At 63.0% G+C, this 23,472-nt stretch carries 22 protein-coding genes and 5 tRNA genes; 22 read left to right on the top strand and 5 right to left on the bottom strand.

Annotated elements, in window-relative coordinates:
• Nucleotides 1-38: 38 nt before the first annotated feature.
• Both OUY36_RS16125 and argF read right to left on the bottom strand, forming a co-directional pair.
• On the bottom strand, nucleotides 39-1,136 hold the full coding sequence (locus tag OUY36_RS16125; protein WP_267935105.1) for an ABC transporter ATP-binding protein: 1,098 nt from the start codon (nucleotides 1,134-1,136) through the stop codon (nucleotides 39-41).
• Nucleotides 1,133-2,053, bottom strand: coding sequence for an ornithine carbamoyltransferase (argF, locus tag OUY36_RS16120; protein ID WP_014819495.1), 921 nt, complete (start codon nucleotides 2,051-2,053; stop codon nucleotides 1,133-1,135). Before argF ends, OUY36_RS16125 begins: the two co-directional genes overlap by 4 nt.
• Nucleotides 2,054-2,326: 273 nt before the next feature.
• Here argF and grxD point away from each other — a divergent pair, with 273 nt between their 5' ends.
• Both grxD and OUY36_RS16110 read left to right on the top strand, forming a co-directional pair.
• Nucleotides 2,327-2,653, top strand: coding sequence for a Grx4 family monothiol glutaredoxin (gene grxD, locus OUY36_RS16115; RefSeq protein ID WP_003299217.1), 327 nt, complete (start codon nucleotides 2,327-2,329; stop codon nucleotides 2,651-2,653).
• A 194-nt stretch (nucleotides 2,654-2,847) separates the two neighbouring features.
• On the top strand, nucleotides 2,848-3,210 hold the full coding sequence (locus OUY36_RS16110) for a VanZ family protein (protein ID WP_063542508.1): 363 nt from the start codon (nucleotides 2,848-2,850) through the stop codon (nucleotides 3,208-3,210).
• A 596-nt stretch (nucleotides 3,211-3,806) separates the two neighbouring features.
• Here OUY36_RS16110 and OUY36_RS16105 read toward each other — a convergent pair.
• Both OUY36_RS16105 and OUY36_RS16100 read right to left on the bottom strand, forming a co-directional pair.
• Nucleotides 3,807-3,882: transfer RNA gene (locus OUY36_RS16105), tRNA-Asn, on the bottom strand.
• A gap of 99 nt (nucleotides 3,883-3,981) precedes the next feature.
• A complete protein-coding gene (locus OUY36_RS16100) occupies nucleotides 3,982-5,178 on the bottom strand; it encodes an amino acid aminotransferase (protein ID WP_063542510.1) in 1,197 nt (398 codons plus the stop codon).
• Between the two features lie 294 nt (nucleotides 5,179-5,472).
• On the opposite strand from OUY36_RS16100, the gene uvrB reads away from it, so the two are divergent.
• From uvrB to OUY36_RS16065, 7 genes are all read left to right on the top strand, one after another.
• Complete coding sequence (gene uvrB / locus OUY36_RS16095; RefSeq protein WP_267935102.1) at nucleotides 5,473-7,488, top strand: excinuclease ABC subunit UvrB; 2,016 nt, start codon at nucleotides 5,473-5,475, stop codon at nucleotides 7,486-7,488.
• Nucleotides 7,489-7,620: 132 nt separating this feature from the next.
• Entirely contained in the window at nucleotides 7,621-9,102 is a 1,482-nt protein-coding gene (gltX, locus tag OUY36_RS16090) for a glutamate--tRNA ligase (protein ID WP_267935101.1), read from the top strand.
• 177 nt (nucleotides 9,103-9,279) lie between these two features.
• Nucleotides 9,280-9,355: transfer RNA gene (locus OUY36_RS16085), tRNA-Ala, on the top strand.
• 67 nt (nucleotides 9,356-9,422) lie between these two features.
• Nucleotides 9,423-9,498: transfer RNA gene (locus OUY36_RS16080), tRNA-Glu, on the top strand.
• Nucleotides 9,499-9,542: 44 nt separating this feature from the next.
• Nucleotides 9,543-9,618: transfer RNA gene (locus OUY36_RS16075), tRNA-Ala, on the top strand.
• Between the two features lie 42 nt (nucleotides 9,619-9,660).
• A tRNA-Glu gene (locus OUY36_RS16070) sits at nucleotides 9,661-9,736 on the top strand.
• A 183-nt stretch (nucleotides 9,737-9,919) separates the two neighbouring features.
• On the top strand, nucleotides 9,920-10,369 hold the full coding sequence (locus OUY36_RS16065) for an acyl-CoA thioesterase (RefSeq protein ID WP_267935099.1): 450 nt from the start codon (nucleotides 9,920-9,922) through the stop codon (nucleotides 10,367-10,369).
• A gap of 9 nt (nucleotides 10,370-10,378) precedes the next feature.
• Here OUY36_RS16065 and OUY36_RS16060 read toward each other — a convergent pair whose 3' ends face one another.
• The gene (locus OUY36_RS16060; RefSeq protein ID WP_063542518.1) at nucleotides 10,379-10,630 is read right to left on the bottom strand and encodes a hypothetical protein; all 252 of its coding nucleotides are present in this window, start codon (nucleotides 10,628-10,630) and stop codon (nucleotides 10,379-10,381) included.
• Nucleotides 10,631-10,724: 94 nt separating this feature from the next.
• On the opposite strand from OUY36_RS16060, the gene dinB reads away from it, so the two are divergent.
• The 13 genes from dinB (at nucleotide 10,725) to OUY36_RS15995 (ending at nucleotide 23,228) form a co-directional block, all read left to right on the top strand.
• A complete protein-coding gene (gene dinB / locus OUY36_RS16055) occupies nucleotides 10,725-11,789 on the top strand; it encodes a DNA polymerase IV (protein WP_267935097.1) in 1,065 nt (354 codons plus the stop codon).
• 319 nt (nucleotides 11,790-12,108) lie between these two features.
• The gene (locus tag OUY36_RS16050) at nucleotides 12,109-13,032 is read left to right on the top strand and encodes an MSHA biogenesis protein MshI (protein WP_208216501.1); all 924 of its coding nucleotides are present in this window, start codon (nucleotides 12,109-12,111) and stop codon (nucleotides 13,030-13,032) included.
• Complete coding sequence (locus OUY36_RS16045) at nucleotides 13,032-13,637, top strand: PilN domain-containing protein (RefSeq protein ID WP_267935094.1); 606 nt, start codon at nucleotides 13,032-13,034, stop codon at nucleotides 13,635-13,637. Before OUY36_RS16050 ends, OUY36_RS16045 begins: the two co-directional genes overlap by 1 nt.
• Nucleotides 13,630-14,304 (top strand): type II secretion system protein GspM, encoded by a 675-nt coding sequence (gspM, locus tag OUY36_RS16040; protein ID WP_110776218.1) that lies wholly within the window; start codon nucleotides 13,630-13,632, stop codon nucleotides 14,302-14,304. Before OUY36_RS16045 ends, gspM begins: the two co-directional genes overlap by 8 nt.
• A gap of 91 nt (nucleotides 14,305-14,395) precedes the next feature.
• Nucleotides 14,396-14,623, top strand: coding sequence for a Type II secretory pathway component (locus OUY36_RS16035; RefSeq protein WP_232244563.1), 228 nt, complete (start codon nucleotides 14,396-14,398; stop codon nucleotides 14,621-14,623).
• A complete protein-coding gene (gene mshL, locus OUY36_RS16030; RefSeq protein ID WP_156244663.1) occupies nucleotides 14,620-16,221 on the top strand; it encodes a pilus (MSHA type) biogenesis protein MshL in 1,602 nt (533 codons plus the stop codon). The genes OUY36_RS16035 and mshL overlap by 4 nt, the downstream gene beginning before the upstream one ends.
• Nucleotides 16,222-16,226: 5 nt before the next feature.
• A complete protein-coding gene (locus OUY36_RS16025; protein WP_267935091.1) occupies nucleotides 16,227-17,156 on the top strand; it encodes an ExeA family protein in 930 nt (309 codons plus the stop codon).
• The gene (locus OUY36_RS16020) at nucleotides 17,153-18,523 is read left to right on the top strand and encodes a tetratricopeptide repeat protein (RefSeq protein WP_267935089.1); all 1,371 of its coding nucleotides are present in this window, start codon (nucleotides 17,153-17,155) and stop codon (nucleotides 18,521-18,523) included. The genes OUY36_RS16025 and OUY36_RS16020 overlap by 4 nt, the downstream gene beginning before the upstream one ends.
• The gene (locus OUY36_RS16015) at nucleotides 18,520-20,244 is read left to right on the top strand and encodes a GspE/PulE family protein (RefSeq protein ID WP_063542532.1); all 1,725 of its coding nucleotides are present in this window, start codon (nucleotides 18,520-18,522) and stop codon (nucleotides 20,242-20,244) included. Before OUY36_RS16020 ends, OUY36_RS16015 begins: the two co-directional genes overlap by 4 nt.
• Before the next feature lie 57 nt (nucleotides 20,245-20,301).
• Nucleotides 20,302-21,540: a type II secretion system F family protein gene (locus OUY36_RS16010; RefSeq protein WP_267935087.1), complete on the top strand. Its 1,239-nt coding sequence runs from the start codon at nucleotides 20,302-20,304 to the stop codon at nucleotides 21,538-21,540.
• Nucleotides 21,541-21,584: 44 nt separating this feature from the next.
• On the top strand, nucleotides 21,585-22,109 hold the full coding sequence (locus OUY36_RS16005) for a prepilin-type N-terminal cleavage/methylation domain-containing protein (protein WP_267935085.1): 525 nt from the start codon (nucleotides 21,585-21,587) through the stop codon (nucleotides 22,107-22,109).
• A gap of 23 nt (nucleotides 22,110-22,132) precedes the next feature.
• Complete coding sequence (locus tag OUY36_RS16000) at nucleotides 22,133-22,615, top strand: pilin (protein WP_133456439.1); 483 nt, start codon at nucleotides 22,133-22,135, stop codon at nucleotides 22,613-22,615.
• Between the two features lie 175 nt (nucleotides 22,616-22,790).
• Entirely contained in the window at nucleotides 22,791-23,228 is a 438-nt protein-coding gene (locus tag OUY36_RS15995) for a pilus assembly FimT family protein (protein ID WP_133456440.1), read from the top strand.
• Nucleotides 23,229-23,472: the final 244 nt, after the last annotated feature.

The following is a 23,472-nucleotide window of genomic DNA, read 5'->3' as shown; positions in this document are numbered from 1 at the left end:
GTACGCCGTCAGCAGGGCAATGTCCTGAGCTGCGCGGTTCAGCGGGCTTCCGCGGCGGTCGGTAGTATGTCACGGGCAGCGACGCTGCCCTGGGCCGGAAACACCACCAGATGATCGGCGGCGATGGCGATGCCGACGTCCTGCCCGGTCGGGTAATCCGCGTGGCTGGGGAAGATGGCCACCAGCTGGTTACCGGTGGGTAGCTGCAGTCGATACAAGGTGGACGCGCCGAGGAAGGTCTTGCCGACGATCAGTGCCCGCAACGGGCTTTCCGGTCGGTAGACGATATCGTCCGGGCGCAGCAGCACGTCTACCGAGCTACCTGCGGGCCAGTTGTAGGCGCGGTTGCCGCGAATCGGGCCTAGCTCGGTCTGTACCGTTTCAGGGTCCAGCAGCTGGCCGCGGATGAAATACCCCTGCCCGATGAAGCTGGCGACAAAGGGCGTCAGCGGCTCGTGATAGAGATTGAAAGGGGTGTCCCACTGCTCCAGCCGGCCATCCTTGAACACGCCAACCTGATCGCTAACGGCGAAAGCTTCTTCCTGGTCATGGGTCACCAGAATCGCGCTTGTGTTGCGCGCCTTGAGGATCTCGCGCACCTCGTGGCTGAGGCGTCGGCGCAGTTCCACGTCGAGGTTGGAGAAGGGCTCGTCGAGCAGCAGCAAGGCTGGTTCCGGCGCCAGCGCCCGGGCCAACGCCACGCGCTGCTGCTGACCGCCGGAAAGCTCATGTGGATAGCGTTTGCCGAGCGCGCTCAGGTGCACCAGCTCGAGCATCTCGCCAACGATTCGCGAGCAGTCAGGCTGCTTGCGGATGCCGAAGGCGATGTTTTCCGCCACGGTGAGGTGGGGAAATAGCGCGTAGTCCTGAAACACCATGCCGATGCGGCGTTTCTCTGGTGCGAGGGTAAAGCCCGAGCGGGAGATGACCGACTCCGCCAGGTGAATCTCGCCCTGGTGCACCGGCTCGAAGCCGGCGATGGCGCGCAGCGTGGTGGTCTTGCCGCAGCCGGACGGACCCAGCAGGCAGCCGATGTCGCCGCGGTTCAGATGCAGGTTCAGGTGCTGGACGATGCTCTGCTCGCCGTAGCCGCAGGCCAGGTCACGCAGTTGCAGCAGCGGCAGTTCGGGCTTCATGCGTGGTGGTAGGCCGGCTCGACGAGAAACTCCAGCAGCGCCTTCTGCACATGCAGGCGGTTCTCGGCCTGATCCCAGGCGACCGAGCGCGGATCGTCGAGCAGGTCGTGACTGATTTCCTCGCCACGGTGGGCTGGCAGGCAATGCATGAACAACACGTCTTCGGCGGCGCAATCGAGCAGCGCGCGGTCCACCTGATAAGGGCGGAACGTGGCCAGGCGGGCAGCGGCTTCGTCTTCCTGGCCCATGGAGGCCCAGACGTCGGTGCTGATCAGGTGTGCGCCTGCAGCCGCCTCGCGCGGATCGCGCATCACCTGCACGCGGTCACCGGCGCGTGCCATCAGCTCGGCGTCGGGCTCGTAGCCCTCGGGGCAGGCGACCTTGAGTTGGAAGTCGAACTGGATGGCAGCTTCTATATAGGTATTGCACATGTTGTTTCCGTCGCCGATCCAGGCCACCGTCTTGCCGGCGATGCTGCCGCGATGCTCATGGAAGGTCTGCATGTCGGCCATCAGCTGGCAGGGGTGCAGGTCATCGGACAGGCCGTTGATCACCGGCACACTGGAATTGGCGGCGAAGTCGGTGAGGGTCGAGTGGGCAAAGGTGCGGATCATCACCGCATCGAGCATGCGCGACATGACGATGGCCGAATCGCTGATCGGCTCGCCGCGCCCGAGCTGGGTGTCGCGCGGGGAGAGGAAGATCGCCTGGCCGCCGAGCTGGATCATGCCGGCTTCGAAGGACAGGCGGGTGCGGGTCGAGGCTTTCTCGAAGATCATGCCCAGCACGCGATTCTTCAGGGGTTCGAACAGGACGCCGCGCTCGCGCAGATCCTTCAGCTCGATGCCGCGGCGGACCAGGCTGTTCAGCTCCTGGGGCGTGCAGTCCATCAGTGAGAGAAAATGCCTTGCGCTCATATCAACTACCTTTATTGCCGCAGCGCGATCCAGTGCTTTTCGACAGAAAAAGGGGACCGACGACTGGGGGTCGCACGGGGAGCGACGAAACGGGAAAGGCGCGATCTTATCCAGAAAGCGAGCACAGGCGCAAATCCTCGACCCACCGGCCTCCGGCCGGCTGAATCGCAGTATTGGCGGCCTTTGCGCGACAACATAGCCGAGTCCTACGCTCGGCTTTCCCGCGCGTTTTCCGTTACAATGCGCGGCAACCGTGTCTAGCCGAGGTACTCCATGGATATCATCGAAACCATCAAAGAACAGATCGCCAACAACCCGGTCCTGCTTTATATGAAGGGCTCGCCCAACGCCCCGCAGTGCGGCTTCTCCGCTCGTGCGACCCAGGCCGTGATGGGCTGTGGCGAGAAGTTCGCTTATGTCGACATCCTGCAGAACCCGGAGATTCGCGCCAACCTGCCGACCTACGCCAACTGGCCGACCTTCCCGCAGCTGTGGGTGAACGGTGAGCTGGTCGGTGGCAGCGACATCATCCTCGAGATGTTCGAGAAGGGTGAGCTGCAGACCCTGATCAAGTCCGCTGTCGGCAAGGCCGAAGCCTGAGCCCAGGCTGACCGCGTAGGTGTTGCCTGATGCCCGCATCGAAGGATGCGGGCATTTTTGTTTGTGCTGCGTCTCGAAAAAATGCCGCTCGGCTGACGTCGTTGATCATTATGGTTTTTTCGCAGTCACAGTTCGCTGTGAGGGCGTTTACCCTCTGTTCTGTTTCGCCCATTTGAAGTGAGAGACGCCACCCGATGCCCTATATGCGAATGCTGCCCTTTCTGATCGTGTTGGCGGTCGTCCTTTTCAACGGCCTGAAGCCGGAGCCGGTGCCGCAATTGTTCGATCAGCAGGACAAGCTGCATCATCTGCTGGGTTTCGCCGCGCTGGCTTTTACGCTGCGCCTGGCGTTTCCGCGGGTACCGTTCCTATGGGGGCTGGGCCTGACGCTCGTCGCTGCCCTGTCGATCGAGATAGGGCAGGGCTTGCTGCCTTATCGGACCGCTTCGCGCTGGGATATGCTGGCCAATGTGCTGGGTGTGCTGCTGGGCTGGGGCTGTTCACTGATTGCGCAGGGCTGGTGGCGTCAGCGGCTGGGCGAGCCGCTGACCGAGTAGGATTCGGCAATCTGGGATCGGTGCGCTAGTGGGAATGCGCGCTGCGCAGCCCCGAAGGGGTGAGCGAAGCGAAAAACCTGGGACATGGTCCCTGGTGAGAGTCCGACGGCAATAAAAAGCCCCGGTATCAACCGAGGCTTTGATTCTGGCTCCGCAATCTGGACTCGACTGCGCCAGCAGAACGCGCTTCAGCGCGGCCCCGAAGGGGTGAGCGAAGCGAATAACCTGGGACATGGTCCCTGGTGAGAGTCCGGCATCCACAAAAAAGCCCCGGTATCAACCGAGGCTTTCGAATTTGGCTCCGCGACCTGGACTCGACTGCGTCAGCAGAACGCGCTTCAGCGCGGCCCCGAAGGGGTGAGCGAAGCGAATAACCTGGGACGCAGTCCCTGGTGAGAGTCCGGCGGCAATAAAAAAGCCCCGGTATCAACCGAGGCTTTGAAGTTTGGCTCCGCGACCTGGACTCGACTGCGCCAGCAGAACGCGCTTCAGCGCGGCCCCGAAGGGGTGAGCGAAGCGAATAACCTGGGACATGGTCCCTGGTGAGAGTCCGACGGCAATAAAAAAGCCCAGGTATCAACCGAGGCTTTGAAGTTTGGCTCCGCGACCTGGACTCGAACCAGGGACCCAATGATTAACAGTCATTTGCTCTACCGACTGAGCTATCGCGGAACAACGGTGCGTATCCTACTGTTTGGAAAGGAGAAGTCAACCCCTCCCACAGTGCGTCGGGGCCGGGCGCGTGGTACGCCATGGCCCCGGCGCGTCAGCTCAGAGCACCTGGACGATGGCGTCGGTGACGTGGCCAATATTGCTGCGATTCAGTGCCGCGGCGCAGATCCGGCCGGTGCTGATGGCGTAGACGCCGAACTCGACCCGCAGCCGCTCGACCTGTTCGGCGGTGAGCCCCGAATAGGAGAACATGCCGCGCTGCGCAGCGACGAAACTGAAGTCCGTCTTCGCGCCCTTGGATGCCAGCAGCTCGACCATGCTCAGGCGCATCTCACGGATGCGGCTGCGCATCTCGCCCAGTTCGGCTTCCCACATGGCGCGCAGTTCCGGGCTATTGAGTACAGCGGAGACGATCATGGCGCCATGGGTCGGCGGGTTGGAATAGTTGGTGCGGATCACGCGCTTGACCTGCGACAGCACGCGAGCTGACTCATCGCGGCTCTGGGTGACCATCGACAGCGCGCCGACACGTTCGCCGTACAACGAGAAGGACTTGGAGAACGAGCTGGACACGAAGAAGGTCATGCCCGACTCGGCGAACAGGCGTACCGCCGCGGCGTCCTCTTCGATGCTGTCGCCGAAGCCCTGGTAAGCGATGTCGATGAACGGCACGTGATCCTGGGCGCGTAGCACGTCGAGAATCTGCTTCCAATCGTCCAGGTTCAGATCGACACCGGTCGGGTTGTGGCAGCAGGCGTGCAGCACGACGATGGAGCGGGGCGGCAGGTTCTTCAGGTCCTGCAGCAGACCGGCGCGGTCGATGCCATGAGTGCTGGCGTTGTAGTAGCTGTAGTTCTGCACCGGGAAGCCGGCCGACTCGAACAGCGCGCGATGGTTTTCCCAGCTCGGGTTGCTGATGGCAACCACGGCGTCCGGCAGCAAACGCTTGAGGAAGTCTGCGCCAACCTTGAGTGCGCCGGTACCGCCGAGCGCCTGGGTAGTCACCACCCGGCCTTCGGCGATCAGCGGAGAATCGTTGCCGAACAGCAGCTTCTGTACGGCAGCATCGTAAGCGGCGATGCCTTCGATCGGCAGGTAGCCGCGCGGCGCGTGGGCGGCGATGCGGGCATGCTCTGCCTCGACCACGGCGCGCAGCAGCGGAATACGACCTTCTTCGTTGTAGTAGACACCGACACCGAGGTTGACCTTGTTCGGCCGCGTGTCGGCGTTGAAGGCTTCATTGAGGCCGAGGATAGGATCGCGCGGCGCCATTTCGACAGCAGAGAACAAACTCATGGTGAGGGGGCTCGAAAGAGAAGAGTGACTAGATTCACCACCCTCGCGTCGGCGCGCAGGGTGATGCGCAAACGGGGCGGTAGTATAGCGGTCAAGCCTGTTGCCTGCGATATGCTACCGAGGTTTTCTGATCACTTTCGGTGCGTTTTGCGTACTGAAAAGATGGGCGGTTTCTCAGCCCCGCGCGCCAATCGCAGGGGCGTACTTCAGGAACCGCTGGCTGTCGCGCCAAACCGCTGGAAGGCTGTCGAAAGTCCGGCTGCCAAGCTCGCACACGTTACCTAGAGAGGCGAAATGTCCAAGTTCGAATTGGTCACCCGTTTCAAGCCGGCCGGCGACCAGCCGGAGGCCATTCGGCAGATGATCGAAGGCATCGAGGCGGGGCTGTCACACCAGACGCTGCTGGGCGTTACCGGCTCGGGCAAGACCTTCAGCATCGCCAACGTCATCGCCCACGTGCAGCGACCCACGCTGGTGCTGGCGCCGAACAAGACGCTCGCCGCGCAGCTCTATGGCGAGTTCAAGGCGTTCTTCCCGAACAACGCGGTGGAGTATTTCGTTTCCTACTACGACTACTATCAGCCGGAAGCCTATGTGCCGTCGTCGGACACCTTCATCGAGAAGGACGCCTCGATCAACGATCACATCGAGCAGATGCGCCTGTCGGCGACCAAGGCATTGCTGGAGCGGCCGGATGCGATCATCGTCACCACGGTGTCGTGCATCTACGGCCTGGGTGATCCGCAGTCGTACCTGAAGATGGTGTTGCACGTCGATCGTGGCGACCGCCTCGATCAGCGCGAGCTGCTGCGCCGGCTGACCGGGCTGCAGTACACGCGCAACGATATGGATTTCGCCCGCGCCACCTTCCGTGTGCGCGGCGATGTGATCGACATCTTTCCGGCGGAATCGGACCTCGAAGCGGTGCGTATCGAGCTGTTCGACGACGAGGTGGAGAGCCTGTCGGCCTTCGATCCGCTCACCGGCGAAGTGATCCGCAAGCTGCCGCGCTTCACCTTCTACCCCAAGAGTCATTACGTGACGCCGCGCGAGACGCTGCTCGATGCCATCGAGAAGATCAAGGACGAGCTGCGCGAACGCCTCGACTACCTGCGCAGCCAGAACAAACTGGTGGAGGCGCAGCGTCTGGAGCAGCGCACGCGCTTCGATCTGGAAATGATCATGGAGCTGGGTTACTGCAACGGCATCGAAAACTACTCGCGCTATCTGTCCGGGCGTGATGCCGGCGAGCCGCCACCGACGCTGTTCGACTACCTGCCGGCCGATGCCCTGCTGGTGATCGACGAATCCCACGTTTCGGTGCCGCAGGTCGGCGCGATGTACAAGGGCGACCGCTCGCGCAAGGAAACCCTGGTGGAGTACGGCTTCCGCCTGCCATCGGCGCTGGACAACCGGCCGATGCGCTTCGACGAGTGGGAAGCGATCTGCCCGCAGACCATCTTTGTCTCCGCGACACCCGGACCTTATGAGGCCGAACATGCAGGCCGCGTGGTGGAGCAGGTCGTGCGTCCGACGGGGCTGGTCGATCCGCAGATCGAGGTGCGTCCGGCGCTGACGCAGGTCGACGACCTGCTGTCAGAGATCCGCAAGTGCGTGGCCAAGGAGGAGCGGGTGCTGGTCACCACGCTGACCAAGCGCATGGCCGAAGACCTGACCGACTACCTCGGTGATCACGATGTGCGGGTGCGCTACCTGCATTCGGACATCGATACCGTGGAGCGGGTGGAGATCATCCGTGACCTGCGCCTGGGCACGTTCGATGTGCTGGTGGGCATCAATCTGCTGCGCGAAGGCTTGGACATGCCTGAGGTGTCGCTGGTGGCGATTCTCGACGCGGACAAGGAAGGCTTCCTGCGCTCGGAGCGTTCGCTGATCCAGACCATCGGCCGCGCCGCGCGCAACCTCAATGGCCGGGCGATTCTCTACGCCGACAATGTCACCGGTTCCATGCAGCGCGCCATCGACGAGACCGAGCGCCGTCGCGCCAAGCAGATCGCCTTCAACGAGGCTCATGGCATCGTGCCCAAGGGTGTCAAGAAGGATGTGCAGGACATTCTCGAGGGCGCCACGGTCCCCGGCTCGCGCAGCAAGAAGCGCCGTGGCGAGGCCAAAGCGGCGGAGGAGAATGCGCGCTACGAGAAGGAGCTGCGTTCGCCGAGCGAGATCACCAAGCGGATTCGCCAGCTGGAGGAGAAAATGCTGAGCCTGGCGCGCGATCTGGAGTTCGAGGCGGCCGCCGAGGCGCGCGACGAGATTCACAAGCTGCGCGAGCTGTTGCTGCAGGTCTGAATACCTGCAGCGGCATGAGTCAGGTGCGCAATGGCGCGTGCTGCTCCGGTGTTCGGCTGGAGCCCAGCGCGGCGTGCCTGCTAACATTCGCCCCTTCGATTTTCGTCCGTCCTTTTCCGTCCGAGAGCTTCCATGACTACGGTTCGCACCCGCATTGCGCCTTCCCCGACCGGCGATCCTCACGTCGGCACCGCCTACATTGCGCTGTTCAATCTGTGCTTCGCCCGTCAGCACGGCGGCCAGTTCATCCTGCGCATCGAGGATACCGATCAGGTGCGCTCGACCCGCGAATCCGAACAGCAGATCTACGACGCGTTGCGCTGGCTGGGTATCGAGTGGGACGAGGGCCCGGACGTCGGTGGCCCGCATGGCCCGTACCGGCAGAGCGAGCGCGGCGAGATCTACAAGAAGTATTCGGATGAGCTGGTCGCCAACGGCCACGCCTTTCCCTGCTTCTGTAGCGCCGAGCGCCTGGATCAGGTGCGTGCCGAGCAGATGGCGAACAAGGAAACGCCGCGTTATGACGGCCATTGCATGCACCTCGATCCGGCTGAAGCCGAGCGTCGCATCGCTGCTGGTGAGTCGCATGTGATCCGCATGAAGGTGCCGAGCGAAGGCGTGTGTCAGGTCAACGACATGCTGCGCGGCACCGTCGAGATCGGCTGGGATCGCATGGATATGCAGGTGCTGATGAAGGCCGACGGCCTGCCGACCTACTTCCTCGCCAACGTGGTCGACGACCACCTGATGGGCATCACCCATGTGCTGCGCGGTGAGGAGTGGCTGCCATCGGCGCCCAAGCTGATCAAGCTGTACGAATACTTCGGCTGGGAACAGCCACAGCTGTGCTACATGCCGCTGCTGCGCAATCCGGACAAGAGCAAGCTCTCGAAGCGCAAGAACCCGACCTCGGTGACCTTCTACGAGCGCATGGGCTTCCTGCCGCAGGCAATGCTCAACTATCTCGGCCGTATGGGTTGGTCGATGCCTGACGAGCGCGAGAAGTTCACCCTCGACGAGATGATCGAGCACTTCGATATCAGCCGGGTATCGCTCGGTGGACCGATCTTCGATCTGGAGAAGCTCTCCTGGCTCAACGGCCAGTGGCTGCGCGAGCTGCCGGTCGAGCAGTTCGCTGCCGAAGTACAGAAGTGGGCGTTCAATCCCGAGTACATGATGCAGATCGCGCCGCACGTGCAGCAGCGCGTGGAAACCTTCAGTCAGATTGCGCCATTGGCTGGCTTCTTCTTCTCTGGCGCATTGCCGCTCGACCCGGCATTGTTCGCTCACAAGAAGCTCGATGCGACGCAGGTGCGCCAGGTCATGCAACTGATCCTGTGGAAGCTCGAGGCACTGCGCCAGTGGGAGAAGGAACGCATCACCGCCTGCATCACTCAGGTCGCCGAACACCTTGGCTTGAAGCTGCGCGACGTGATGCCGTTGATGTTCGCCGCGATTACCGGTCAGGCCAGTTCTGTCTCCGTGCTCGATGCAATGGAGATTCTCGGCCCGGATCTGACGCGCTTCCGCCTGCGCAACGCGCTGGAGCTGCTTGGTGGGGCCTCGAAGAAGGAAGTCAAGGAGTGGGAGAAGCTTCTGGCCAGCCTCGCCTGAGCCGAGGCGGTGCCGAGTCAGGCCCCGCCATGCTGCTTGGTGGTTCGGCAGCATCGTGTTGCGACCGTTGGTCGGCGGTAAGTAATTGTTCCTGCTGCCAAAAAAACTGCGGTCGCGCCGAAATTTGTTGTTGACACTGCCCAGGGGCGCCCCTAATATGCGCCCCGTCCTCGAGATGGGGCTATAGCTCAGCTGGGAGAGCGCTTGCATGGCATGCAAGAGGTCGACGGTTCGATCCCGTCTAGCTCCACCAATCTCGAAGAGCAGAATTGCCACCAGCCTGTAGCCATCGAATTACAGGTTGCGCTTGAAGGGATTGCGTCCCCTTCGTCTAGTGGCCTAGGACACCGCCCTTTCACGGCGGTAACAGGGGTTCGAGTCCCCTAGGGGACGCCACTATTCAGCGATGTTCGCATCGCACGTCGAGAGACGCTAAATCCGGGGCTATAGCTCAGCTGGGAGAGCGCTTGCATGGCATGCAAGAGGTCGACGGTTCGATCCCGTCTAGCTCCACCAAATTGCCAGCGATTCCAAAATTTCGGAATCGTCGAAGGTTTCGTCCCCTTCGTCTAGTGGCCTAGGACACCGCCCTTTCACGGCGGTAACAGGGGTTCGAGTCCCCTAGGGGACGCCATTTTTATTGCCCGTTTTGGGCTTCAAGGGGTCATCTTTCATGAGATGGCCCTTTTTGTTTTGCGCGGCGAAAATGCGTTGCGTTGGCTGAATGGCTTGTCATAGCCGTCGGCAGCGGGCGTGACTTGCCGGCTCAGCTGCGCTTTCATAGGCCATCGCATCGGTCATCAAGAGTATCTGACGAATGAGCTGGGACCAGCCGCAGGCGTTTATCATTGACCTGCAAGTCGAGATGGAACATATCGACGAGCTTGGGCATGCCAACAACGCGGTCTATGTGACGTGGCTGGAGCAGTGCGCCTGGCAGCACTCGCAGAGCCTGGGGTTGGGAATAGCCGACTATCGGCGGCTCGACCGGGCCATGGCGGTGCTGCGCCATGAAATCGATTACCTCGCCGCGGCCTATGAAGGCGATGAGCTACGGCTCGGCACCTGGATTTCGGAGTCCGATCAGCGCCTGAAGATGAAGCGCAGTTTTCAGCTGATCAGGCCCGCCGACGGCGCGACGCTGCTGCGCGCTCAGACCACCTTCGTCTGCATCGAGCTTTCCAGCGGCAGGCCTAAGCGCATGCCGCCGGAATTCATTGAGGGCTATGGCAAGGCGTTGATACAGCCCTATCCGCTAGAGCTTTAATGGGGTGGCTTAGCCGCGTTGCTCCGGTTTCATCACGTCGCTTTCGCGGCGCTTCTCGGCGTCGTCGCGCCAGTCATCCTGGACTTCTTCCTTCATCCGCTGTTTATCGCCATCCTTGTTGTCGTGCATCTGGTCGTCGCCGTGCTTCTGCTGCTGGATGTTGGTACCTTGCGGCTGCGTGTTCATCATGTCCTGATCGGCGGTCGCCATCGCGGAGAACAAGCTGCCTAGCGTGATGATGCCTGCGTACAAGATTTTCATCTGAGCCTCCGACTATCGGGTGGTAAGGGGCTTGCCCTTTCATTAACGACCCGTCGTGCTGAAGTTTCGTTCATTCCATTCCGGTAGCGGTTCCGTGAGTCAGGCCAGTTCCCGCAAGATCATCCATATCGATTGCGATTGCTTCTACGCCGCGATCGAAATGCGCGACGATCCGAGCCTGGCGCGCCGGCCGATCGCGGTCGGCGGCGCAGCGGACAGGCGTGGCGTCATCGCCACCTGCAACTACGAGGCGCGCGCGTACGGGGTCCGCTCGGCCATGGCGTCCGGCCACGCCCTCAAGCTCTGCCCAGACCTGCTGATCCTGCGTCCTCGGATGGATGCCTACCGTGAAGCCTCGCGTGAGATCCATAACATCTTTCGGACCTATACCGAGCAGATCGAGCCGCTGTCGCTGGATGAGGCCTACCTGGACGTCACCGCCTGCGAGCACTTTTCCGGTAGCGCCACTCGCATAGCGGAGGACATCCGCCGGCGCGTCTGGCAGCAGTTGCGCATCACCGTGTCGGCAGGCGTGGCGCCCAACAAGTTCCTGGCCAAGATTGCCAGCGAATGGAACAAGCCCGACGGGCTGTTCGTGATCACCCCGACGCAGGTCGAGGAGTTCGTGCGGGCGTTGGAAGTGAAGCGTCTGCATGGTGTCGGTCGAGTCACTGCCGAGAAACTTGGGCGCCTGGGAATCCACACCTGCAATGACCTGCGTGAGTGGGGCAGATTGGCGCTGGTCCGCGAGTTCGGGGCGTTCGGCGAGCGGCTCTGGGGGCTGGCGCGCGGCATCGATGAGCGCCCGGTACAGGTGGAAAGTCGTCGCCAGTCGGTGAGTGTCGAGCAGACCTACGACCGCGATCTGCCGGACCTGGCGGCGTGCCTTGAGCGTCTGCCGGAGCTGCTGCAGCAGCTGGCTACGCGCATGGCGCGCCTGGGCAGCGGCTATCGGCCGGGCAAGCCGTTCGTCAAGCTCAAATTCCATGACTTTACCCAGACCACGATGGAGCAGGCTGGCGCTGGACTCGAGCTCGACGACTATGCCGATCTGCTTGCCATCGCCTTCTCCCGCGGTGCCCGGCCGGTTCGCTTGATCGGTGTCGGCATACGCTTGGTCGATCTGCGCGGTGGTTTCGAGCAGCTCACTCTGTTTTAGCTCGTCATTTCCTGGCGCCGTCGCTTGGCGCTCTGCTGGTTACCGTTCGTCAGGTGCGGAATTTGTGATGACCTCGCGCGACGAAAGGACTTAAGCCGATATAGCGCGAGCTAATTAATTGACCCAGAATGCCGCGTTCGTTGACGTCCGTGGATTGACGGTTTTCTGTTGCGCGATTGATTTACGACAATATTTGGACCTGTGCGCCGGATATTGTTAGAGTCCGGGTAGATGGCAATATGCTATCTATTGACGTCATCCGTATCGATCATCTGTTTTCTGGCGGTTGAAGCCTGACGTCCTGGCAGGGGAGCCATTGGTGGGTCTGTTTTCTTCTTCATCCAGAAAGTCCAAGCCGGCCGGCACGCTGGGCATCGAGCCGGGACCGCAAGGTATCGCGCTGGCGCATCTGCTGCGCTCACCAGGGGAGCGGCCCGCGCTGCTGCGCTGTGAATATTTCGAAGGTCCGGTCGATGCCCACGCTGCGCTGCTGGAGCGGGCGGTGAGCGAGCGCACCCTGCAGGGGCTACCGGTCAATCTCCTGCTACATCCATCCGAGTACCAGCTGTTCCTGCTCGAGGCCGCAGACGTCCCGCCGCAGGAGCTTCGTGACGCCATGCGTTGGCGAATCAAGGACATGATCAGCCAGTCGCTGGACGACGTCGTGATCGACTGTTTCGCCCTTCCGGAGGATGCCTATCGCGGGCGTACGCGCATGGTCTATTGCGCGGTGCTGGACAAAGGCCGCATGCAGCAGTGCGTCGAGCTGGTGCAACAGGCGGGGCTGCGGTTGGCCAGTATCGATATCACCGAAATGGCGTTTCGTAACCTGGGGATGCTCGCCGGCGCCGAGGGCGTCAACATCGCCTTGCTGCGTCTGCGTACCAGCGAAGGTCTGATCTGTATCCAGAACGGTGCGGATCTCTACATGGCACGGCGCATCGAGCAGGGGCTGGCTCGTGCCGCCCAGGAGCTGGGCAGCATGACGCTGGAGATCCAGCGCTCGCTCGACTATTTCGAGAGTCAGCTCGGCAAGGGCTACATCAACCGGCTGATGCTTCTCCCCATGAAGCAGGACGGCGAGCGGACCTACCAGGGGCTTGCCGGCGGATTGGCAGTAAACCTTCAGCGCCTCGATCTGCGCGATCTGTTCCCGGGCCAGCCGGCCGCGGATCTGAGCGAAGCGCAGCAGGCCTTCTGTCTCGGCGCCGTTGGCGCCGCGCTGCGGCAGGACGCCCCCTGATGCAGAACGTCAACCTCTATCAGCGTGAGCGCCGCGCACAGGGTGGGCCGCGCCCGCGGATGATTCTGCTCGGTGCATGCGCGCTGCTCGTGGTGCTGCTGGCGCATGCGGCCTGGCAGGGCTGGATGCTGAAGCAGAGTGCGCTTGCGCGCCAGGCGGCCGAGGCGCAGGCGCTGGCTGCCGAATCCGAGCTGACGGCCTTCAGGGCCGGTTATCGCGAGCCGACGCTGGACAACCGGCTGCCGGAACAGCTGGCGGAACGCGAGGCGCGAAACCGCCAACTGCAAGCGCTGGCGACGCACCTGCAAACGCTCGACAGCCAGCTGCGTGATGGTTTCGCACCGCTGCTCGCGGCGCTCTCCGAGCGCCATCCACCCAGCGGGATCTGGCTGACGCGCATCCGCCTGCAGGCCGGAGGCAACGACATGCTGCTGAGAGGGCTGAGCCAGGATCAGGAGCTGCTGCCGCTCTACCTGGAAAGCCTGGGACGCAGCGACGCCCTGCGCGGACGCGAGTTCGGCAGCTTCGACCTGCAGCGCGAAGACGATGGCCTGCTGCTGTTCCACCTGTCGTCCCGTGCCATCAAGGAGAGCGAGAATGAATGATCGCGTGGATAGCTTGCGGCAACGCTGGCAGGCGCTGGCTCCGCGTGAGCAATGGTTGTGCTTGCTGGTAGGCCTGGCCTTGCTGTCGCTGCTTTATGTGCTTCTGGTTGCCGATCCGCTGACCCGGCGCATCGCTGAAGAGGACAGCCAGCGTCGCCTCGCGGAGGCCCGTCGGCTGGAGGCGACCAATACACGCCTGGAGCTACAGGCGAGACTGGCTGCCGATCCAAATCTGCCTTACCAGCGCGCGATCGAGGCGGCTGATGCCAGCCGCGAACAGATCCTGCGACGTATCGACGAGCAGACCAGCTCGCTGGTGTCACCGTCCCGCATGAAGGTCCTGCTGCAGGACCTGTTGCGTCGCCAGCCGCGGCTGCAGATGGTTGGGCTGCAGAGCTTCAGCACGCCGCTGGAGCTGCCGGGCGCCGCCTCGGTGGACGCCGACGCGACTTCAGCCGCGCCAGGCTTTTATCGTCACGGTCTACGCCTGACGCTGCAGGGTGGTTATTTCGACCTGCTCAGCTATCTGCAGGCGGTGCAGGACAGCGGCTGGCGCCTGCATTGGGACAGCCTCGACTACCTGATCGAGGACGCCGGTCCGGACGCGGCGCGCATTACCTTGGAACTGCATACCCTCAGTCGCCATGCGGGGTGGGTCGGTGTCTAGAGTTCTACCCCTCGTTTGTCTGATGTGCCTGCTGCCGGCTTCGGCATTCGCCCTTGATCCGACACGACCGCCGGCGGCGCTTGTCTCCGCGATGCCTGCACAACAGCCATCGGCCGCGTTGCAATTGCAGGCGATCTTCCGTGGCGCGCAAGGCGCGCGAGCCGTTCTCAATGGCCGTTCGCTGCGAGTCGGCGACAGCCTGGCCGAGGCCCGGCTGCTGGCCATCAATACCAACTCCGTTCTGATCGAGCGCGACGGCCAGCGGCAACTGCTGCGCCTGGTTGCGCCTATCGTCACCCCGAGCCAAACCCGACCATGATGCCGACCTTTCTGCCGCGCCTCGGCTTGCTGAGCCTGTTCTGTCTTCTGGCCGCCTGTCAGACCTTCGAGGATGGCGATCAGCGTCTTTATGAGCAGAGCAATCGGCTGTTCGAGCAGAGCCTGGAACAGAGCCAGGCCAAGGCAGTGCCACCACCTTCGGTACAGGCGGCGCTGATTCCGCCGCTGGACATTGCGGGCGATGCACTCGCCAGCGGTCCGCGCTTCGACGTGGTGGCCAACGATATGCCGGCCCGCGAGTTCTTTCTCAGTCTCATGGACAACGCCGGGCAGAACCTGCTGGTACACCCTGACGTGACCGGCAATATCACCTTCAGCCTGCGCAACGTGACGCTGGAGGAGGTGCTGGCAGCGGTGCGTGACAGCTACGGTTATGACTACCGCCGCACCAGCTACGGCTATCAGATCCAGGCCAATACCGCGGTGACGCGGACCTATGACCTGAACTATCTGAACCTGCAGCGCCAGGGCATGAGCGATACGCGGGTCAGCTCCGGCCAGGTCACGACCAGCGACAATACCGGCACGGGTGCAGGCGGCACCACGACCAGCACCACTTCGAGCACCGTCAATGCCAGCCAGCTGCTGACCAGCAGCAATGTCGACTTCTGGAGCGAAGTACGCGAGGTGGTGGCGATGATGATTGGCGGCGAGGCTGGCAACAGCGTGGTGGTCAATCCGCAGGCCGGCCTGCTGGTGGTGCGCGCATCGAGCAGCGACCAGCAAAGCGTCGAGCGCTTCCTGCAGCAGGCCCAGCGCAATCTGCAGCGCCAGGTGATTCTGGAGACCAAGATTCTCGAGGTGAATCTCTCCGACGGATTCCAGTCCGGCATCAACTGGGCGCAGCTGGGATCGATGGGCAACGCCGAGTTTGCCCTGGGCGTGCAGGGCGACGCGCTGAGTGGCGTGAACAACGTCGGCGGCGTGTTCAGCGCAGCAGTCAGCGTCGGCGATTTCAGCGGTGTGCTGCAGCTGCTCGAGACCCAGGGTGATGTGCGAGTACTGTCCAGTCCGCGCATTTCCACGCTGAACAACCAGAAGGCAGTGATCAAGGTGGGCACCGACGAGTTCTTCGTCACCGACGTCTCGACCACCACCACGTCGCTCGCCGGCGGTACCACCGCGCCCGACCTGGACATCACCCTGACGCCGTTCTTCTCCGGTATTTCGCTGGACGTAACCCCCCAGATCGACGAGCACGAGCAGGTCACGCTGCATGTGCGGCCGACCGTCAGCCGCGTGCAGGACCAGAACAAGAGCATCCAGCTGGGCAGCTCCGACAATGTCTTCAATCTGCCCCTGGCACTGTCTACCACGCGCCAGTCGGATTCCATCGTGCGCGCTCGTAGCGGTCAGGTGGTGGTGATCGGCGGTCTGCTGGAGAACCGCAATACCAACAACGATGCCAACATTCCCTGGGCGTCCAAGCTGCCCATCGTCGGCGGCCTGTTCCAGCAGCAACGCAAGGCGTTCCAGCAGACCGAGCTGGTGATTCTGATGCGCCCGCAGGTGATCGATGATCAGGTCTGGCTCGACGAGCTGCGGCGCAGCGCCGAATCGTTCCGCCAGGTCAGGTAGGGCGCATGTACGAGGCATTCTTCGGGCTGCGCGAAAAGCCGTTCGCTCTGACGCCCAACACCGGCTTCATGGTGCGCCTGCCGCCGTATCAGGCTTGCCTGAACCTGCTGCGCGTGGCGCTGGCCGAAGGCGAGGGCTTCATCAAGGTGACCGGGGAGGTCGGAACCGGCAAGACGCTGCTCTGCCGCGAGCTGCTCAAGCGGCTGGACGCCGAGTGCTATCAGGTCGCCTGGCTGCCGAATCCGGCGCTCGGCCCGATGGCGTTGCGTCAGGCACTGGCGCATGAGCTGCATGTCGCCCATGTAGAGCGCCTGGATGATCACGGTCTGCTGACCGCGTTGCATCGCCGGCTGATCGAGCTGGCGGCCGCCGGACGCAGCACCGTGCTGTTGATCGATGAGGCTCAGGCGTTGCCCGCGGAAACGCTGGAGGCCCTGCGCTTGCTGACCAACCTGGAGACGGAGCAGCGCAAGCTGTTGCAGGTGGTGTTGTTCGGTCAGCCAGAACTGGACGAGACGCTGAGCCATGTGAGCTTTCGCCAGCTGCGCCAGCGCATCACCTTTTCCTACCGGTTGCGGCCGCTCGATGCCAGCGATGTTGGTCGCTATCTGCATGAGCGCCTGACGTTGGCCGGCTATCAGGGCAGCCCGCTGTTCGGGCCTGCCGCGGTGCGATTGCTGGCCCGGGGCAGCGGCGGCATTCCGCGCGTGCTCAACATTCTCGCCAACAAATGCCTGATGGTCGCCTTCGGTGAAGGGCGACCACGGATCACGCGGCGTCACGTGCAAAGGGCACTGGCGGATACCGAAGGGGCGCGCCCGTTCCTGCAGCGCGCGTCGCCACTGCGCTGGGCGATGGCTGCCGGCGTCGCCACCCTGAGCCTGTTGCTGGGTGTTTGGCCTTGGCTCTCGCGCCTGATCGAGGTGCAGCCATGAGTCTGGTCAACGACATGTTGCGCGATCTGGAAGCCCGCGGCGCCGCATCGGGCGGACAAGGGCCGCTGATCGGCATGCAAGCGGTGGATGAAGCTGCGGCGCTACGCCGGCAGCGGTCGGCGCGTGCCAGGCGCTGGTCGGTGTTGGCGGCGGTGGTCGTCGTTCTGGCAGCCGGCGCCGGGCTTGCCGTGAAACGCTGGGCGGCGGTGCCCGAGCGCGCCGAGGCGCCTGCAGCCGTGCCCGCTTCGACGTCGGTCGACGTCGTACGTCTGCTCGATGTGCTGCCGCATCAGGAGCCAGGCCGTTTCGTGCTGCAGCTGCTGCTGGATCGCCCGGTCAGTTACCAGCGTACCGATGAGGGCGGCGCGGTCAGTCTGCGATTGTCTGGTGCCGAGCTTGCCGGTGAGGCGCGTAGCGGACGTTTCGAACAGGATGGGCTGAGCCTGTCCTGGCGTGTCGAGGCTCGCGGCGACGAGGTGCGAGTGCTGCTGTTCGGCTTGACCGAGCGTCTCGACATCCGTGATCGCCTCGAGCCGGCCGGTGGCCATGCTCAGCTCTGGCTGGAGGTGAAGCGGCAGGCGAACGAACCGGCGGTTACGAGCGAGGCCCTTGAATTGCCGGTGGCCGAAGCCGCCGACGTGCAAGTGGATCTACCCGACTGGGTGACCCGCACCGTGCCGGAAGCCGTGACCGCCGATGTTGTGCCACCTGCGCGGCAGCCCACCGAAACGACCGTCGAGCCCGAGCCCGTGCCCGCGCCGGAAATTGCCGCGCAGGCATCGCTGCGTATCGGCAGCCACCGGCCGGACCCGTTGCTCGAGGCGCAGCAGGCCTTGCAGCAGCAGAACTACCCACGTGCCGTCGAGCTGCTGCAAGCGCTGCACGAGGCACAACCGGACAACCCGGAGGCAACGCGCTGGTTGGCCCGGGCCTACCTGGCTGGCGGCCAGCTCGAAGCGCTCATGGCCTGGCTGCCTGGGCAGCTGCGGGCCCGGCCTGAGGATGCCGAACTGCGCATGCTGCTGGGCCGGGCACAGCTGCTCGACGGCGACAAGGCCGCGGCGCTCGCCACCCTCGAACAGAAGTCGCCAGCTCTTGCGGCCAACCCGGGCTATCACGCGCTGCTGGCCGCATTGCGGCAGCAGGTCGGAGATTGGTCGGGCAGCGCTGCGCTCTATCGGCAGCTGGTCGCGCTACAACCGCAGCAAGCCGCCTGGCAGCTGGGTCTGGCCATCGCGCTGGAGCAGCTCGACCAGCCGACCCAGGCCGCCGAACGCTATCGGCTGGCCGTACGTGGCCAGGGGCTGGATGGCAATGCACGGCGTTTCGCCGCCGAACGGGCTGCTGCCCTGGGAGATGGTCGATGACCCAGCAAGACATGCGTCAACGCAAGATCCGCCTGGGCGACCTGCTGGTCCAGGCCGGGCTGATCAGCGAGGCCCAGCTGCAACTGGCCCTGCAGGATCAGAAACGCACCGGCTCCAAACTTGGCCGTACCGTGCTCGACCTCGGCTTCATCGACGAAGGCCGGCTGCTGCGCGCGCTCTCAGAACAGCTGCAGATCCCCTTCGTCGAACTCAAGCATTACAAATTCGACAACGGGCTGACCCAGAGCCTGCCCGAGGCGGTCGCCCGGCGCTTCCGCGTCATCGTGCTGTCGCGGCAGGGCGACGGCTTGCTGGTGGGCATGACCGATCCGCTGGACATCTTCGCCCAGGACGAGATCGAGCGCCTGCTGGGCAAGCGCGTCCACCCGGCGGTGGTGCGTGAGAGCGAGTTGCTCGGCGCCCTGGACCAGCTCTACCGCCGCACCAGCGAAATCGCCTCGCTGGCCGGCGAGCTGGAAGGCGAGCTGCAGGAAAGCGACTTCGACCTCTCGCGCCTCGGTGAAAGCAACAGCGACGCGCCGGTGGTGCGCCTGCTGCAGACGCTGTTCGAAGACGCGGTGCAGATGAAGGCCTCCGACATCCACATCGAGCCGGACGAAGGCGTGGTGCGCATCCGCCAGCGCATCGACGGCGTGCTCAACGAGCAGGTGATGAAGGAGCACCGCGTCGCCTCGGCGCTGGTCATGCGTCTGAAGATCATGTCCGGCCTGGATATCTCGGAAAAGCGCCTGCCGCAGGACGGGCGTTTCAATATCCGGGTGAAAAACCGCAACCTCGATGTGCGGGTCTCGACCATGCCGGTGCAGTTCGGCGAGTCGGTGGTCATGCGCCTGCTCGACCAGAGCGGGGCGATGTTCCAGCTCGACGGGACCGGCATGCCGCCGGTGATGCTCGAGCGCTTCCGCCGCCTGCTGCAGCGTCCGCACGGGATGGTACTGGTCACCGGCCCGACCGGCTCGGGCAAGACCACTACGCTCTATGCCGGGCTTTCCGAGCTGAACAGCCCGGAAAAGAAGATCATCACCGTCGAGGACCCGGTCGAATACCGGCTGCCGCGGGTCAATCAGGTGCAGGTCAACGCCAAGATCGAACTGACCTTCGCCCGCGTGCTGCGCGCCGCGCTGCGCCAGGACCCGGACATCGTGCTGGTCGGTGAGATCCGCGACCAGGAAACCGCCGAGATCGGCCTGCGCGCCGCGCTGACCGGCCACCTCGTGCTCTCGACGCTGCACACCAACGACGCCCTGACCTCGGCCATGCGCCTGATCGACATGGGCGTCGAGCCGTTCCTCGTAGCCACCGCGCTCAACGCCGTGCTGGCCCAGCGTCTGGTGCGCCGGGTGTGCGAGAACTGCATGGAGGACGACACGCCCGATCCGCGCCAGCTGGCCTGGCTGCAGAGCCTGCACGACGCGCCGCTCAGCGACTACCGCTTCAAGCGTGGCAGCGGTTGCCACCATTGCCACAACTCCGGTTATGCCGGGCGCGTTGGCGTCTACGAACTGCTCGAGCTGGACGAACCGATGATCGCCGCGCTTCGTCGGGGTGATCCGCAGGGCTTCGCCGAGGCCGCGCGCCAGCAGGCGCACTATCGACCCTTGGCGGCCTGCGCGCTGGATTACGCCATCGCCGGGGTCACCAGCCTCGAGGAAGTGCTGAAAGTCTGCGCGACGCTCGCCGATGATGAGGTGGCGGCATGATGCTGCGGCGCATGACGCGTTCGACCGGGCCGGCTCGCCAACGGGGGGCAGCCGGCGATGCCTAGCTTCCGCTACACCGGCCGCGATCTGCGTGGCGCGCGGGTCAGCGGCGCGCTGGAAGGTGCCAGTGCCGACGCCGTGGCCAGCGAGCTGATCTCACGGCAGATCACCCCGCTGACCATCGATGCGGAGCGTGCCCAGGCCGATAGCGTCGACGTGTTTGCCGTGCTGCGCGAGAAGCTGCGGCGCAAACGTGTCGATCTGGACGAACTGATCATCTTCAGCCGCCAGATGTACAGCCTGAACAAGGCCGGCGTGCCGATCATTCGCGCCATCGGCGGGCTGGCCGAATCCAATCGCAACCTGTATTTCCGCGGCATCCTGCAGGACGTGCGCGCCAGCCTCGAAAGCGGCCAGTCCATGGCCGTGGCGCTGAACGCGCATCCCAAGGTGTTCAACAATCTGTTCGTCAGCATGGTCAGCGTTGGCGAGAACACCGGTCAGCTCGATCAGGCGTTCAAGCAGCTGTCTGCCTATCTCGAACTGGAGCGAGAGACCCGCAAGCGCATCAAGCAGGCCACGCGCTATCCGATCTTCGTGCTGGTGGCCATGGGGGTGGCGCTGGGCGTCATCAGCCTCTTGGTGATCCCGGCGTTCGCCAAGGTCTTCGCCCAGTTCCACGCGCAACTGCCGTGGGCCACGCGCGTGCTGATCGGCACCTCCAACTTCATGCGCGACTATTGGTGGCTGTTGCTGCTGGGCATCGTTGGTGGGCTTTACGCCTTCTTCAAATGGATCGAAACCGACGCAGGGCGCTTGCGCTGGGACCGCATCAAGCTGCGCCTGCCCATCGTTGGCGGCATCTTCGAACGCATCGCCCTGGCACGCTTCACCCGCACCTTCGCGATGATGTACCGCGCCGGCGTGCCGTTGCTGCAGACCCTCTCGATCAACAGCGCCAGCGTCGGCAACCAGCATATCGGCCAGGCGATTCTCGGCATCCGCGAAAGCGTCGAGCGAGGCGAAGCACTGACCCGCTCGGCGCACAACTCCGGCCTGTTTACCCCATTGGTACTGCAGATGATGGCCGTCGGCGAAGAAACCGGCGCGCTGGATGACCTGTTCATTGAAGTCGCCGACTTCTACGAGCAGGAGGTGGATTACGACCTCAAGCAGCTGGCCGATGCCATCGAGCCGATTCTTATCGTGGCCATGGGCGTGATGGTGCTGGTTCTCGCGCTGGGCGTGTTTCTGCCGATGTGGGAGCTGGGTAGTGCGGCGCAGGGGAGGGGTTGATGGACATACGAATCGCGACATTCCACAGGAGCCACGGAGGCAAGATGCAACGACACAAGGGTTTCACCATGATCGAGTTGGTCGTGGTCATCGCCATCCTCGGCATCCTGGCCGCGGTGGCCTTGCCGCACTTCATCGACTCGGCCAAAGACGCCCACCGCGCCAGCGTACGCAGCGCTGGTGGTGCGCTCACATCCGCCGTCTCGCTGGTGCGCGGCCAGTACGAGCTGAATCGCGGCGGCGGCAGCAATGCCTGCCTGGCCGGCAACTGCCAGATCAACGTTCAGGGCTACGGCAACGGTGCGATGGACGTGAATTCCGCTGGCTGGCCCATCGGCACCGAACGCAGCGGCACTCCGCTCGCCAGCACCAGCATGTCCGCCGATGAATGCCGCAACCTCTGGAGCAACCTGCTGCAGGCGTCCTCGCAGAGCCTGACCGGCACCAATCCGGCATTCACCGCCACGGCCAACGGCACGCGCTGCCTGTTCACCTACAACTTCGATGGCGGCGACGACGTCATCGAATACAACGCCAATACCGGCGAAGTCTTCGTCAACTTTCAATGATTCATAAACAAGGAGCGACAATTATGAAGAAGCAGCAGAGCGGTTTCACCATGATCGAGTTGATTATGGTTATTGTGATTTTGGGGATTCTGGCGGCGTTTGCATTGCCGAGATTTGCGAACTTTGGAACTGATGCTCGCGTAGCTGCGATGCAAGGCTTGGCTGGTGCTGTTAAATCTGCTTCCGCTATAGCACATGCTTCGGCTCTTATTACCCCGCCAGTAAGTAACTCAATAACGCTCGAAGGTGCCTCGATTGCAATGGCGGGGACTTACCCTGCCGCAAGCATGGCAGGAATTGGTGCTGCAGCACAGTTGGAGCAGGGTGGTGCAGATTATGAAGTTACTGCTACTGGTAGCACTTTAACGGTGGCTTCTACGTCGAATGCTGCTTGTTTGTTTACTTACACGACTAATTTTACTGCTGCTAACGGTACTGATCCAGAAGTTGACTCGGCTCCGACTATCAATTCTGCTGCACTAACTGAGGCAAACTGTGGTGGCTAATTGTCTAACCATGTTGGGCGGGTGCAACCCGTCGTTGGCGGCAATTTCGTCTCGGTTATGCTGATTGCACCCCTCCTACAATTCTAGATCGCAACCCGGCTTTGGGCCGGGTTGCACAATTTCCGGAGGCTGGTTGATTCCAGGCTCCAATCCGCTTCGATGAAAGGACCGGCTAATGGTTAAACAGGGCGGTTTTACGATCGTCGAGTTGATCATGGTGATGGTGATTCTCGGCATTATCTCCGCCGTGGCCGCTCCGCGCTTTTTCGACCGCAAGGTCTTCGATGAACGCTTTTATTTCGAGGAAGTGCTCTCAACTGTTCGCTATGGGCAGAAACTGGCAGTGGCGAGTGGTTGCGCAATTGCCTTTCAAGTCGATGCTTCGGGATATTCATTGAGTTACAGCGGCGGTGATTGCGGTGTTATGTCTGTCGGAAACGACTACGTTAAGTCGCTGCCGACTGGCGTTGCTGTCACTAAAACACTCGCCATAAGTTTCAATTCCCTCGGTAGCGTAAACGAAGCCTGCCCAGGCGGGCGGTGTGTGGCCACGATTGGCAGCCACACCTTCACCGTGCACGCCGCCACCGGCTTTATCGAGGTGGGCCAATGACTCGATTCCGGTCTGTAGGTTGGGTTGAGCCTGCGAAGCCCAACGAGCAGAGTATCGGTACGCTCCGGTCATTGCTTCGATGCGCATTAAACGTCGCCGCCATTTGCCTCCACAGCCTAGCGGGCTTCAACGTAGGGTGGATGACGCTTCACCCATCCACGAGCGTGCCTTATGCCACCGGTCATAATCCGAATCCGCGGTGGAAAACGCTGCGCGGTTTTCCACCCTACGGCCGCGTCACGGG

This window comes from Stutzerimonas sp. R40042 (assembly GCF_026642215.1).
Taxonomy (GTDB): domain Bacteria; phylum Pseudomonadota; class Gammaproteobacteria; order Pseudomonadales; family Pseudomonadaceae; genus Stutzerimonas; species Stutzerimonas frequens.
Note: the sequence above shows the minus strand (reverse complement) of the source record. Positions and strands in the feature narration are given on the sequence as shown.